Here is a 13227-nt window from a genome sequence, read left to right as displayed (position 1 = left end):
CCCCCCTCACTGCTGACGACTTGGCCCGTGTGCGGGCCTACCTTCTTCATGTGACCGAGACGACGCAGACGCAGACGGCGCCGGACGACGCGTTCCGCCCGTACATACCGCGCAGCCCGGAGTACCGGGCGGCCATGGAGGCCCTGAGCGGGCTGCGGCAGGACCTGTTCCACGACGCGTTCGCCTACCGTCCGCTGCCCCCGAAGACGATCGGCGGGCCGCTGGGCGGGCGGCTGTCCGGCCGGGTGCGCACGTACAAGGCCTGGAGCCGGCACATCGTGGTGGCGGCCGCCGGAGTGGCGGCGATGCTCCTCGCCATGGCGAACGACGAGGGGGGCGCGACCGGGGCGATGTGCGGTCTGCTCGCCCTGGCCCCCGTGCTGCTGACGCTGGTCCGCCCGGTCGGGGCGCTCTGGCTGTCCTTCGCGGCGACCTCGGCCACCGCCGTCCTGACCTCCTACTTCAGCGCCTGGCCCTGGTCGCCCGGCAGCTTCCTCTCCCATCTGACGGTGCTGACGGTGGTGGCCGTCCGCACCAGGCCGCGCACCGCGGGCTGGATGTGGCTGCTCACCGCGGCCTACGGGTTCGCCGCCCAGGCCGTGTCCGGCTGGGACCACTACGGCGGCGACACCTCGCCCATGCTGGTGCTCTCCGCCCTCGCCCTGCTGGCCGTCACCGTCTGGCACATCCGCCGGGACGCGAAGCAGGAGGTGACCGCCCAGCAGACGGAGACCGCGCACGAGCGCTCCCGGCGCACCCTGCTGGAGGAGCGCACCACGATCGCACGCGAGCTGCACGATGTGGTCGCCCACCACATGTCGGTGGTCGCCATCCAAGCGGAGGCCGCGCCCTACCGGGTGGAGAACCCGCCGCCGGAGCTGGAGAAGGCCTTCGTCACCATCCGGGAGAACGCGGTCGCGGCCCTCACCGAGCTGCGCCGGGTGCTGGGCGTCGTACGGGCGGAGGACTACGAGGCCCCGGACGCCCCGCAGCCCACCCTGGCCGACCTGGACGCCCTGCTGGCGAACGTGCGGGAGGCCGGCCTGACCGTGGACAAGGTGGTCACGGGCGCGGTGCGGGAGCTGCCGCAGGGCGTCGAGCTGTCGGCGTACCGCATCGTCCAGGAGGCCCTCAGCAACACCCTGCGGCACGCGCCGGGCGCCACGTCCCGGGTGGAGCTGGGCTATGTGCTCGGCGGTCTGGGCCTGCGCATCGTCAACGGCCCGGCGGCACATGTCCCGCTGACGAAGTCGACGCACGGCGCGGGACACGGCATCACGGGCATGCGCGAGCGGGTCTCGATGCTGGGCGGGGAGATGACGGCAGGGGAGACGGCCGACGGAGGGTACGAGGTGACGGTGTTCCTGCCGGTGGCCACGGCGGAGGACGCCGCGTGAGCTGTGGCACCATCCGCGTACTGATCGCCGACGACCAGATGATGGTCCGCGAGGGATTCTCGGTGCTGCTCGGGGCGATGCCCGACATCGAGGTCGTCGGGGAGGCGGTCAACGGCCGGGAGGCCGTCGAGCGGGTCCGTGAACTGGCCCCGGACGTCGTGCTGATGGACATCCGGATGCCGGAGCTGAACGGCATCGAGGCGACCCGGCGGATCGTCGCCGCGGACGGCACGGCGAAGGTGCTGGTGCTGACGACGTTCGACCTGGACGAGTACGTGTACCAGGCGCTGCGGGCGGGGGCCTCCGGTTTTCTGCTCAAGGACGCGTCGGCCCGCCAGCTCGCCGACGGGGTCCGCGTCGTGGCCTCCGGGGAGGCCCTGCTCGCGCCCTCGGTGACCAAGCGGCTGATCGCTGAGTTCGCGAAGCTGTCCGAGAAGCCGCGCCTGGTCACCACCGCGCAGGGGGCGTACGGGGATCTCACCGACCGGGAGACGGAGGTGCTGGTGCTGATCGCGCAGGGCCTGTCGAACGCGGAGATCGCCGAGCGCCTGGTGGTCGCCGAGTCGACGATCAAGACCCATGTGAGCCGCATCCTCGTGAAGCTGGGCCTGCGGGACCGCACCCAGGCGGCGGTGTTCGCGTACGAGGCGCGGCTGGTGACCCCGGGCTGATCCGGCCGGCCGCGGCACCCCTGGTCACGGAGGGGTCTGCCGGGCTAGCGTCCGTGCATGGCAGCCCCATCCGACCTCGCGTTCGACCCGTGGGACCCGGCGTTCCTCGCCGACCCGTACCCCGCCTACGCCGAGTTGCGTGCGCTCGGCCGGGTGCTCCACTACGAGCCCACCGACCAGTGGCTGGTCCCGCACCACCCGGATGTGTCGGCACTGCTGCGCGACCGGCGCCTGGGCCGGACGTACCAGCACCGCTTCACCCACGAGGACTTCGGCCGCACGGCGCCGCCGCCCGAGCACGAGCCGTTCCACACGCTCAACGATCACGGCATGCTCGACCTGGAGCCGCCGGACCACACCCGCATCCGGCGGCTGGTGTCGAAGGCGTTCACCCCGCGGACGGTGGAGCGCCTGGCACCGTACGTACGGCGGCTGGCCGGCGACCTGGTGTCCCGGCTGGTGGAGGCGGGCGGCGGCGACCTGCTGAAGGACGTCGCCGAGCCGCTGCCGGTCGCGGTGATCGCCGAGATGCTGGGCGTCCCGGAGGCGGACCGCGCGCTGCTGCGGCCCTGGTCGGCGGACATCTGCGGGATGTACGAGCTCAATCCGTCGCAGGAGACGGCGCACCAGGCGGTACGGGCGTCGGCCGAGTTCTCCGACTACCTCCGCGAGCTGATCGCGACGCGCCGGAAGGAGCCCGGCGAGGACCTGATCTCGGGTCTGATCGCGGCCCACGACGAGGGGGACCGGCTCACCGAGCAGGAGATGATCTCGACCTGTGTGCTGCTGCTGAACGCGGGGCACGAGGCGACGGTGAACGCGACGGTGAACGGCTGGTGGGCGCTGTTCCGGCACCCGGACCAGCTGGCGGCCCTGCGCGCCGACCACTCGCTCGTCCCGTCGGCGGTGGAGGAGCTGATGCGGTACGACACCCCGCTCCAGCTCTTCGAGCGCTGGGTGCTGGACGAGATCGAGATCGACGGCACGACCATCCCGCGGGGCGCGGAGATCGCGATGCTGTTCGGCTCGGCGAACCACGACCCGGCGGTGTTCGACGCCCCCGAGAAGCTGGACCTGACCCGCCGAGACAACCCGCACATCTCCTTCAGCGCGGGCATCCACTACTGCATCGGCGCCCCGCTCGCCCGCATCGAACTGGCGGCGTCGATGGCGGCCCTGCTGGAACAGGCCCCGACGCTGCGCCTGGCGGCGGGCCCGCGACGAAAGCCGAACTTCGTGATCCGGGGCCTGGAGGGGCTGAGCGTGGAGATCGGCTGATCGCCCGTTCGGCTGATCATGTGGCGGTCCGGGGCGACGGCCGTCGCCGGCTCGGCAGGCTGGTGCGGGCCTGCGAAGGGAGGCACCATGACGGTCATGGCAGAGCGCGCGTTGTCTCAGATGCCGGTGGACTTGTTCGAGCGCATCGCCGAATTCGCCGCCGGTGAGGACGAGACCGTCAGGTTCGAGCTCATCGACGGACGGATCGGACTCAAGAAGGTGACGAACGGCAACCACGGCGAGATCATCATGTGGCTGATCCGCCAGTGCATGCAGTCCCGGCCCGAGTTCAACCTCAACCCGACTCAGGGGTTGCAGGTGGAGGCCTATCGCAAGGGCCGGGCGTTGCCCGACGCGGTTCTGACACCGGTGGGGCACTTCACGGGGCAGGGCGACTGGGCGGATCCCGAAGGCGTACTGATGGCAGTCGAGGTCACGTCGTACGACTCGGACACGCACAATCGTGACCGCGTGGAGAAGCCGCGCGCCTACGCCGAGGCGGGCATCCCCGTCTACTTGCTGATCGATCGGGACTACCTCTCGGTTGTCGTGCACAGCCACCCCGACCCGGAGGACGGATACCGGGTCGCTCACACGGTGAAGTTCGGCGAGAAAGTGACCCTCCCCGCCCCCGTCGGCATCGAACTCGACACCGAGGAGCTGAAGCGCTGGGTCGACTGAGGCACCCTCAGCCGCTCACATCCCGCCTCTTCAACCCCACCAGCCCCCCGGCCACCAGCACCACCGCGAGCGCCGTCAGGACGAGCACCGGCGGCCAGTGCATCTCCCCGCCCGGCAGCTTCGGGAGATGGCCGAAGGGGGAGAGGCCCAGGACCGTCTGCGGAAGGTTCAGTGCCGGGCCCACCCAGCCGATCAGCAGGGCCGCGCCCGCCACGCCCCACGCCCCGACCGCGCCCTGCGGGAGCACCCCGTAGAGCAGGACCGCGAGACCGCCGATCACCCACACCGCCGGGAGCTGCACCAGACAGGCGCCCAGGATCGGGCCGGTCTCCTTGCCGTAGCCCGCCGCGAAGCCCAGGCCCGCCAGCAGCATGAGCAGTGCCGCGCCACCGAAGGCGATCACGAGATGGCCGGCGGCCCACCGCAGCCGTCCCACCGCGTTCGCCAGCACCGCCTCCGCGCGCCCCGAGGTCTCCTCGCCGTTCAGCCGCAGGATGGAGGCGACGATGTACAGGGCCGCGACCAGGCCCATGACGCCCACCATCGCGGCGAGGAACGTGTCCGTCAGCCCGGACCGGCCGCCCATCCGCTCGAAGATCTGGCGTGCCTTGTCGTTGTCGCCGACCAGCTTGGTCGCGCCGTCCGTCATCCCGCCGTAGACGACCCCGGCGAGGAAGAAGCCGATGCTCCAGCCCAGCACACCACCGCGCTGCAGCCGCCAGGCCAGGGCGGCGGCCGAGCCGAGGCGGCCGATGGCGGGACCCGGCCGCACGGTCAGGAAGCCCATGCCGATGTCCCGGCGTCCGGCCAGGGCGTACGCCACCCCGCACTGGACGAGGACCGCCGCGGCGAACAGCAGCAGCACCCACCAGCGTTCGCCGGCGTAGGGACGAAGGTTCTCCAGCCAGCCGAGCGGGGAGAGCCAGGTGAGCACGGACGAGCCGCCGTTCGATCCGGCGTCACCCGCGGCGCGCAGCACGAAGGCCGCGCCCAGCACCGCACCCGTCAGCCCGCGCGCGAGCCGTGCGCTCTCCGTCAGCTGCGCGACGATCGCCGCCATCGTGGCGAACACCAGCCCGGCTCCGGCGACGCCCAGCCCCAGCGCCATGGCTCCCGCGGCGCCCTGCCCCGCCAGACCGACGGTGATCACCAGGGCCAGGACGGCGTTCGCGACCGCCGCCGCGAGCAGCGCCGCCGTCAGCGGGGCGCGCCGCCCCACCATCGCCGACGAGATCAGCTCCTGGCGGCCGCTCTCCTCCTCGTCACGGGTGTGCCGTACGACGACGAGCAGGCTCATCACCGCGGCGAGCAGCCCCGCGTAGACGCCGATGCGCCAGGCGGTGAGCGCGCCGAGCGACTGGCCGAAGACCGGTCCGACCATCGCGCGCAGCGAGCTGTTGGCGGTCATCTGGTCCGCCAGATCGGCGCGTTCGGCCGCCGTGCCGTACAGCCCCTTCAGGGTGCCCGGCATCGACAGCACCATCAGCGCGTTGACCGCGATCCAGAGGGGGATCATCACCCGGTCCCGGCGCAGGGAGAACCTCAACAGGGTTCCGGTGCCGGCCAGCTGACGTGATCCTCCGGTCCGCGCCGCGAAAGCCGTCGTCGCGGCGGTCATCGCTCCCCCAGACTCTGCGGGGCGCTCGGACGGGCGGATGCCCCCACCGACTCTTCGCCGGGGGCCGGTTCGTCCTGGTAGTGGCGCAGGAACAGTTCCTCCAGCGTCGGCGGTGTCGACGTCAGCGACCGCACCCCCGACTCGCTCAGCGACCGCAGCACCGCGTCCAGCTTGTCCGTGTCGACCTGGAGCCTGACCCGGTGGCCCTGGACGTCCAGGTCGTGGACGCCGGGCAGACGGGCCAGTCCGTTCGGCGGCCCGGCGAGTTCGGCGGTGACGCTGGTACGGGTCAGATGGCGCAGGTCGGCGAGCGAGCCGCTCTCCACCGTGCGGCCCTTGCGGATGATGCTCACCCGGTCGCAGAGCTGCTCGACCTCGCTGAGGATGTGCGAGGACAGCAGGATGGTCCGGCCGCGGTCCCGCTCCTCCTCGACGCAGCGCTGGAAGACCTCCTCCATCAGCGGATCGAGGCCCGACGTCGGCTCGTCCAGGATCAGCAGATCGACGTCCGAGGCGAAGGCGGCGACCAGGGCGACCTTCTGGCGGTTGCCCTTGGAGTACGTCCGCCCCTTCTTGGTCGGGTCCAGTTCGAACCGCTCGATCAGCTCCGCCCGGCGCGCCTGGTCCAGGCCCCCGCGCAGCCGGCCGAACAGGTCGATGACCTCGCCGCCGGAGAGGTTGCGCCACAGGGTGACGTCCCCGGGGACGTAGGCGATCCGCCGGTGCAGTTCGACGGTGTCCGCCCAGGGGTCGCGGCCGAGGACCCGTGCGGCGCCCGAGTCGGCGCGCAGCAGACCCAGCAGGACGCGGATGGTGGTGGACTTCCCGGCGCCGTTCGGGCCGAGGAAGCCGTGGACCTCACCGGACCGGACGGCCAGGTCGAGGCCGTGCAGCGCGTGGGTCCTGCCGAACGACTTGTGCAGTCCGGACACCTCGATGGCGAGGTCGGAGCTCTTGGTCATGCTTTGGAACGTACGCTACTTTCAGAAATTTGTGAAGTTAAGGAAGCGTGTAAAGCATCGGTAGACTCGATGGCGGTGCTGACCAGGGGAGATGATCCAGGGATGACGGAGCCGAAGGCGGTGGAGCGGGACCCGGAGTCGGTCTCGCGGTTCGTGGAGCACTTCGCGGCGCAACTCGTCGAGGCGGGCGTGCCGCGTATGCCGGCCCGGATCTTCGGCGCGCTGCTCGCCTCCGACACCGGCACCCTCACCTCCGCGGAGCTGGGCGAACAGCTGCGGATCAGCCCGGCCGCGGTGTCCGGGGCGGTGCGCTATCTGGCGCAGGTGCATCTGGTGTCACGGGAGCGGGAGCCGGGTTCGCGCCGGGAGCGCTACCGGGTGCACAGCAACCAGTGGTACGAGGCCCTCACCAACCGCGAGGCCCTCATCAAACGCTGGGAGGAGGCCCTGCGCGAGGGGGTCACCAGCCTGGGCGCGGACACCCCGGCGGGCATGCGGCTCGCGGAGACCCTCGCCTTCTTCGAGTTCGTCGAGGGAGAGGTCGAGGCGATGATGGAACGCTGGCGCATACACCGGGACCGGACGTTCGGGCGCGACTGAACCGAACCGATCACGGAGACGTGAGGGGGCGACTGCTCTGCGTGGTAGCTGGTCTACGCCACGGGGAGAGCGCTCATGACGTCGATGACGGAGCGACCGACGACAAACAGCACGGAGCCCAGCAGCAGTTTCGAGGACCTGTTGGACCTCCTCGAAGAGCTGAACGTGCCCGACGGCTACAAGGCTGAGATCATCAGGGGGAACATCGGCGTGTCGCCGTGGTCGAAGGGGTACTACACCCGCGTCATGAAGCTGGTGTGCGCCCAACTCGAGCCCTACCTCCCCGAGGGCCACATCATCGGACGGCCCCCACCTGTTCGTCTTTCCGGGTTGTCGAGCGTGCGTACGGACCGGATATCCACGCCGCTCACGAGCAGACGTACGAAACGACCAGCAACCACCTGGACGGAGAAGGTCTCTCCCTCGTCGCCGAGCTGACCTCCAGGGCCACCAGGGACAATGACCTGACCGACAAGGTGGAGGCTTACGGGAAGGCCGGCGTCCCCGTCTATCTGGTCCTCGATATGCAGGAGAAGCAGGCCATCGTGTTCGGCTCGCCATCCGCACAGGGATATGAGGTGCGCTTCAGCAAACCCTTCGGCGAGAAGCTCCGTATCCCCGAGTCCTTGGGCTGCATCCTCGACACCGACGGCTTCCAGGCCCCCGACGGACCGGCTACGAAGAAGCCGGCACCGTGAGCACCCAGGCCCCCTCCCACACCGTCCACGTCCGGCTCCGCACCGGCCCGCTCACCACCGCGTCCGCGCGGTAGCGGAAGTCCGCCCCCGACACCGTCACCGTCCGCCCCCGCGCCGCGAGCGGTGACGCCTCCGCGCCCACCGACATCGGGCGGACCTCCACCACGGCCGCCCCGGAGGAGTCCGGCGTCACCGACACCCCCGCCACCGGCTGGTCCAGGTCCACCAGCGTCACCCCGTCGACCTCGACCCGCAGCCGGGACGGCCCGTCCGGGGGCGGGGAGGCGAGCCGGGGCGGGCGGGCCAGGGTCCGTACCAGTGACTGGCGCACCCGCAGCCACGGCCGCGCGGACGCGGCCTCCTCGCCGAGGTGCGCCCCGTCGCGCTGGGGCGGCACCGACGGCACGGAGGGTATGCGCAGTTCCCCGAGCACCACCCCGTCGCTGTCGTCGGCCAGCAGATCCAGCCGCCGTTCCGCCCCGTCCAGGACGGCCCGGGCCGCCGCCACCGCTCCCGTCGGCACCCCGAGGGTCCGCGCCAGCGACAGCGCGGCCCCGACCGGGACCAGCGACAGGGCCGTGGTGCCCAGTTCCCGCCGCCGGTGCAGCAGGGTCACCGCGCGCAGCAGCGCACGGTCGTCGCCCACCACCACCGGCCGCCGCGAGCCCCGGCGATCCAGGGCCCGGGCGAATTCCTCCGGGCCGTCCGGGAGGCACACCTTCGTCGCCGCACGCGCGCTGAGCACGTCCTTCGCGATCCGTACGGACTCACCGTCGCTGTGACGGGCGACCGGGTCGATGACCACGAGGAGCTGGTCGGAAGTCGCCACCTCGGTCCTGCCTCGCTTCCTCGGGTAGCATCTTTGTGCAAGAGCCCCTTGCGCTATTGCGCCAGGGGCTTCGTCTATTCCGGGGCATCCGGTCCGACGGTTTGCGGCCAACGACGGCCGCGGTGCACGCGGCGGTGGACCCTCCGCGTACGCCCCTGACCTTGGACATGCCCCGCCCGGAAGGGGTGTACGCGCGTGCCCGCACTTGTGCTGCTCGGTGCTCAGTGGGGTGACGAGGGCAAGGGGAAGGCCACCGACCTGCTCGGTGGCTCGGTTGACTATGTAGTGCGCTACCAGGGCGGCAACAACGCCGGCCACACGGTGGTCGTGGGTGACCAGAAGTATGCCCTGCACCTCCTCCCCTCCGGAATCCTGTCGCCCGGATGTACGCCCGTCATCGGCAACGGCGTCGTCGTCGACCCGTCGGTCCTGCTCTCCGAGCTGAGCGGTCTGAACGAGCGTGGCGTCGACACGTCCAAGCTCATGATCAGCGGTAACGCGCACATCATCACGCCGTACAACGTGACGGTCGACAAGGTGACGGAGCGCTTCCTCGGTAAGCGCAAGATCGGCACCACGGGCCGGGGCATCGGCCCGACCTACGCCGACAAGATCAACCGCATCGGCATCCGGGTCCAGGACCTCTACGACGAGTCGATCCTCACCCAGAAGGTGGAGGCGGCCCTCGAGGTCAAGAACCAGGTCCTCTCCAAGCTGTACAACCGGCGCGCGATCGCCGTGGACCAGGTGGTCGAGGAACTGCTCGGCTACGCCGACCAGATCAAGCCCTATGTCGCCGACACGGTCCTGATCCTCAACCAGGCGCTCGACGACGACAAGGTGGTCCTGTTCGAGGGCGGCCAGGGCACCCTGCTGGACATCGACCACGGCACGTATCCCTTCGTCACCTCGTCGAACCCGACCGCGGGCGGCGCCTGCACGGGTGCCGGCGTCGGCCCGACGAAGATCAGCCGCGTCATCGGCATCCTGAAGGCGTACACGACTCGCGTCGGTTCGGGCCCCTTCCCGACCGAGCTGTTCGACGAGGACGGCGAGGCGCTGCGCCGCATCGGCGGTGAGCGCGGTGTCACCACCGGCCGTGACCGCCGCTGCGGCTGGTTCGACGCGGTGATCGCCCGCTACGCGACCCGGGTCAACGGCCTGACGGACTTCTTCCTCACCAAGCTCGACGTGCTGACCGGCTGGGAGCGCATCCCGGTCTGTGTGGCGTACGAGATCGACGGCAAGCGGGTCGAGGAACTGCCCTACTCCCAGACGGACTTCCACCACGCGAAGCCGGTCTACGAGTACCTCCCGGGCTGGCAGGAGGACATCACGAAGGCCAAGACCTTCGCCGACCTGCCCAAGAACGCCCAGGGGTACGTCAAGGCCCTGGAGGAGATGTCGGGCGCCCCGATCTCGGCGATCGGTGTGGGCCCGGGCCGTGACGAGACGATCGAGATCAACTCGTTCCTGTAGTCGCTGAGTTATCCCTCCGTCACGCCCCCGGTGAGGCTTCGGCCGCACCGGGGGCGTTGTCATTCCATGGGGCATCCTTGACCTGTACATGGGGTCTTGGGGGTTTCGCACGCAACCGCGGTGCCGCAACCATCTACGCGTGTAGTTCCGTAAATCCCCGCACAACACGCACAGTTGACCCCCTGACCCCAGTCCCAGGAGCCCCGAATGCCCGTCAGTCCCATGAACCGCCGGGAGTTCATGCAGAAGTCGGCCGTCACCGGTGCGGCCGTCGCCGCCACGGGTGCCGTCGGCACCGGTACGGCCCAGGCCGCCGAGGCCGGTCACAAGCCCGGAAAGGCGCCCCGCACCTGGTCGTTCTCCATCCTGGGCACCACCGACCTGCACAGTCACGTCTTCGACTGGGACTATTACAAGGACGCCGCCTACAGCGACAAGGCCGGCAACTCCGTCGGCGTCGGCCGCGTCGCCACCCTCATCAAGCAGCAGCGGGAGGCGAAGGGCGAGGACCGCGTCCTGCTCGTCGACGCCGGCGACATCATCCAGGGCACGTCACTGGCGTACTACTACGCGCGCGTCGACCCCATCACCGGCACCGACGGCAAGCACGGCCCCCGGCACCCCATGGCCGTCGCCATGAACCACATGCGCTACGACGCCGCCGCGCTCGGCAACCACGAGTTCAACTACGGCATCGACACTCTGCGCAAGTTCGAGAGCCAGTGCCACTTCCCGCTGCTCGGCGCCAACGCGCTGGACGCCAAGACCCTGCGCCCCGCCTTCCAGCCGTACACCGTGAAGCGGATCTGTGTCCCCGGCGCCCCCGACATCAAGGTCGGCATCCTCGGTCTCACCAACCCCGGTATCGCCCTGTGGGACAAGGACAACGTCAGCGGGAAGATGGTCTTCCCCGGGCTCGTCGAGCAGGCGAAGAAGTACGTGCCCCGGCTGCGCGCCCTCGGCTGCGACATCGTCTTCCTGACCGACCACTCCGGCCTGGACGGCTCGTCCTCGTACGGCAGTGAGCTGCCCTACGTCGAGAACGCCTCCAACCTCGTCGCCGAGCAGGTCCCCGGCATCGACGCCATCCTCGTCGGCCACACCCATGTCGAGGTCCCCTCCTACACCGTCAAGAACGAGCAGACCGGCGAGGACGTCCTGCTGTCCGAGCCCTACTGCTGGGGCATGCGGCTGACCGTCTTCGACTTCGAGGTCGAACTGCACCACGGACAGTGGCGGGTCACCGGCAAGAAGGCCCAGACCCTCAACCCCAACGGCGTCGAGGAGGACCCGGAGATCACCCGGCTCCTCAAGGCCGACCACGACCTCGTGGTGAAGTACGTCAACACGCCGGTCGGCACCTGCACCCAGGACCTCTCGGCGGCGGAGTCCTGCTGGAAGGACGTCCCCATCATGGACTTCATCCACCAGGTCCAGATGGCCACCGTCGCCACCGGCCTGTCCACCGCCGACGCCGCCCTCCCGCTCATCTCGGTCGCCGCGCCGTTCAGCCGGACCGCGGACATCCCCGCGGGCAACGTGACGATCAAGGACATCGCGGGGCTCTACATCTACGACAACACGCTCTACGGCAAGAAGCTCACGGGCGCCCAGCTCAAGGACTACCTGGAGTACGGGGCGAAGTACTACCACCAGGTCCCGGCCGGCACGAAGGTCGACACCGCGACCCTCACCAACGCCAACAGCTTCTGGGACTACATGTACGACACCGCCGCCGGGGTCGACTACGACATCGACATCGCCCAGCCCGAGGGGTCGAGGATCAAGAACCTCAGCTACAAGGGCGCCCCGGTCGCCGACGACCAGGTCTTCGTCGTCGCCGTCAACAACTACCGCGCCAACGGCGGCAGCGGCTACCCGCACATCGCCGCGGCCGGCATCGCCTACAGCTCCACCAACGAGATCCGCCAGCTGATGATCGACTACGTGACGGCGAAGGGCTCCCTGAACCCGGCCGACTTCGCGGTCACCAACTGGAAGCTGACCCAGAACGGGACCCCCGTCTTCTAGACGGGACCCCTCTGGAGGAGATGAGGTGACCGCCGGGCGTGCACGCGTCCCGGCGGTCACCGCCCGTGGTTCCCGGGAGGGCGGTCAGCAGCCCATCGTCCAGGTGTGGGAGGCGCCCTGGTCGTTCGCGGCGGCGTTCCAGCCGACCTCCTCGCCGGGGGCCAGGCAGATGGTCACATGACCCAGCAGCTCCCGCGCGGAGTACACCTTCACATGGTCCTTGACGCCCGGGCCGGAGATGCCGTGATCGGCCCAGGAGGAGTCGTGCCAGGCCATGTCGCCCTCCCAGAAGTGGTCGTCACCGCTGTGCTCGATCTTCAGGCCCTGGAAGTTCGGGTCCGTCCACACACAGAAGTTGCCGCTGCCGCAGGGCACCGCCTGCGCGGAGGCCGAGGTGGCGAGGACGGCCCCGGCGGACAGGGCGGTGGCGGCGAGGAGGGCGGCGAGGCGCTTGCTCATAGGGGTGGGTTTCCCTTCGGTGTAGATGTCACTGGCGTGCTGTGAGGAGGGCGGTGGCCTCGGTCAGGGCATGGGCCCGCAGCCGCTGCCACTCGGCGATCTCGGTGCGGTGCCGGGCGCGGACCTCGGCCAGGGAGCGGTGGAACCGGGTGGCCTCCGGCCGGAGGTTGTCCACGACCACCGAGGTGCGGAACCAGCGGACCTGGTCGCCGTACAAACGTCGCTGGGCCGCCGCGAGACAGCCGCCGGTATGGGCGCGCACCACATAGCCGGTGGGCAGGCGCTGGGACAGCTCCGCCCGGCCCGCCCCGAACAGCGCGTCGTCGACCCGCTGTTGCTCGGCGGCCGACGGAACGGGCCCACCGGGCCGGGGCAGGGCGAGGCCCCGGCGGGCGAGGCAGTCGTCGGTGAGCTTGCGGGTCGCCGCCCTGACCAGGTCGTCGGGGGAGAACCGGACCGGTGTGCTCACCGTCGTCGCACAGCCGGTGAGGAACAGGCGCAGGTGAGGAGCGCGGCAGCGGCTC

Annotated in this window: 14 protein-coding genes; 9 read left to right on the top strand and 5 right to left on the bottom strand. The window is 70.3% G+C overall.

From position 1 onward, the window contains the following. Positions 1 to 50 precede the first annotated feature (50 nt). The 4 genes from ACFYX0_RS25860 to ACFYX0_RS25845 all read left to right on the top strand — a co-directional run bounded on the left by ACFYX0_RS25860 (position 51) and on the right by ACFYX0_RS25845 (position 4027). On the top strand, positions 51 to 1397 hold the full coding sequence (locus tag ACFYX0_RS25860; RefSeq protein WP_388973471.1) for a sensor histidine kinase: 1347 nt from the start codon (positions 51 to 53) through the stop codon (positions 1395 to 1397). Further along, positions 1394 to 2068 carry a response regulator gene (locus tag ACFYX0_RS25855; RefSeq protein WP_388973469.1) on the top strand — a complete coding sequence of 225 codons (675 nt, stop codon included), beginning with the start codon at positions 1394 to 1396 and terminating at the stop codon, positions 2066 to 2068. Before ACFYX0_RS25860 ends, ACFYX0_RS25855 begins: the two co-directional genes overlap by 4 nt. Positions 2069 to 2125: 57 nt before the next feature. Then, the gene (locus tag ACFYX0_RS25850; protein ID WP_388973468.1) at positions 2126 to 3346 is read left to right on the top strand and encodes a cytochrome P450; all 1221 of its coding nucleotides are present in this window, start codon (positions 2126 to 2128) and stop codon (positions 3344 to 3346) included. 87 nt (positions 3347 to 3433) lie between these two features. Next, on the top strand, positions 3434 to 4027 hold the full coding sequence (locus ACFYX0_RS25845) for a Uma2 family endonuclease (RefSeq protein ID WP_355912552.1): 594 nt from the start codon (positions 3434 to 3436) through the stop codon (positions 4025 to 4027). A 7-nt stretch (positions 4028 to 4034) separates the two neighbouring features. Here ACFYX0_RS25845 and ACFYX0_RS25840 read toward each other — a convergent pair whose 3' ends face one another. Then, positions 4035 to 5645, bottom strand: a complete 1611-nt coding sequence (locus ACFYX0_RS25840; RefSeq protein ID WP_388973466.1) for an ABC transporter permease — start codon at positions 5643 to 5645, stop codon at positions 4035 to 4037. Further along, positions 5642 to 6607: an ATP-binding cassette domain-containing protein gene (locus tag ACFYX0_RS25835; protein ID WP_388973464.1), complete on the bottom strand. Its 966-nt coding sequence runs from the start codon at positions 6605 to 6607 to the stop codon at positions 5642 to 5644. Before ACFYX0_RS25835 ends, ACFYX0_RS25840 begins: the two co-directional genes overlap by 4 nt. Before the next feature lie 102 nt (positions 6608 to 6709). On the opposite strand from ACFYX0_RS25835, the gene ACFYX0_RS25830 reads away from it, so the two are divergent. From ACFYX0_RS25830 to ACFYX0_RS25820, 3 genes are all read left to right on the top strand, one after another. Further along, complete coding sequence (locus tag ACFYX0_RS25830; RefSeq protein ID WP_355912414.1) at positions 6710 to 7207, top strand: MarR family transcriptional regulator; 498 nt, start codon at positions 6710 to 6712, stop codon at positions 7205 to 7207. 75 nt (positions 7208 to 7282) lie between these two features. Further along, positions 7283 to 7645, top strand: coding sequence for a hypothetical protein (locus tag ACFYX0_RS25825; protein WP_388973538.1), 363 nt, complete (start codon positions 7283 to 7285; stop codon positions 7643 to 7645). Beyond that, on the top strand, positions 7564 to 7905 hold the full coding sequence (locus ACFYX0_RS25820) for a Uma2 family endonuclease (RefSeq protein WP_388973534.1): 342 nt from the start codon (positions 7564 to 7566) through the stop codon (positions 7903 to 7905). Before ACFYX0_RS25825 ends, ACFYX0_RS25820 begins: the two co-directional genes overlap by 82 nt. On the opposite strand, the gene ACFYX0_RS25815 is transcribed toward ACFYX0_RS25820, so the two are convergent. Then, positions 7883 to 8734, bottom strand: a complete 852-nt coding sequence (locus ACFYX0_RS25815) for a diacylglycerol kinase family protein (RefSeq protein WP_388973463.1) — start codon at positions 8732 to 8734, stop codon at positions 7883 to 7885. The genes ACFYX0_RS25820 and ACFYX0_RS25815 overlap by 23 nt on opposite strands. 195 nt (positions 8735 to 8929) lie before the next feature. Between ACFYX0_RS25815 and ACFYX0_RS25810 the strand changes: the two genes are divergently transcribed. Next, positions 8930 to 10213: an adenylosuccinate synthase gene (locus ACFYX0_RS25810; RefSeq protein ID WP_355912405.1), complete on the top strand. Its 1284-nt coding sequence runs from the start codon at positions 8930 to 8932 to the stop codon at positions 10211 to 10213. Positions 10214 to 10420: 207 nt separating this feature from the next. Beyond that, positions 10421 to 12244 (top strand): bifunctional metallophosphatase/5'-nucleotidase, encoded by a 1824-nt coding sequence (locus tag ACFYX0_RS25805; RefSeq protein WP_388973461.1) that lies wholly within the window; start codon positions 10421 to 10423, stop codon positions 12242 to 12244. 84 nt (positions 12245 to 12328) lie between these two features. On the opposite strand, the gene ACFYX0_RS25800 is transcribed toward ACFYX0_RS25805, so the two are convergent. Continuing rightward, a complete protein-coding gene (locus tag ACFYX0_RS25800) occupies positions 12329 to 12703 on the bottom strand; it encodes a peptidase inhibitor family I36 protein (protein WP_355912399.1) in 375 nt (124 codons plus the stop codon). A 28-nt stretch (positions 12704 to 12731) separates the two neighbouring features. Beyond that, positions 12732 to 13172, bottom strand: coding sequence for a hypothetical protein (locus tag ACFYX0_RS25795; protein ID WP_388973459.1), 441 nt, complete (start codon positions 13170 to 13172; stop codon positions 12732 to 12734). Between the last annotated feature and the right edge of the window lie 55 nt (positions 13173 to 13227).

Origin of the sequence: Streptomyces sp. NPDC002573 (assembly GCF_042889625.1) — a bacterium.
Lineage (GTDB): Bacteria > Actinomycetota > Actinomycetes > Streptomycetales > Streptomycetaceae > Streptomyces > Streptomyces gibsoniae.
The sequence above is the reverse complement of the archived record's forward strand: the minus strand, read 5'-3'. Positions and strand labels throughout refer to the sequence as shown.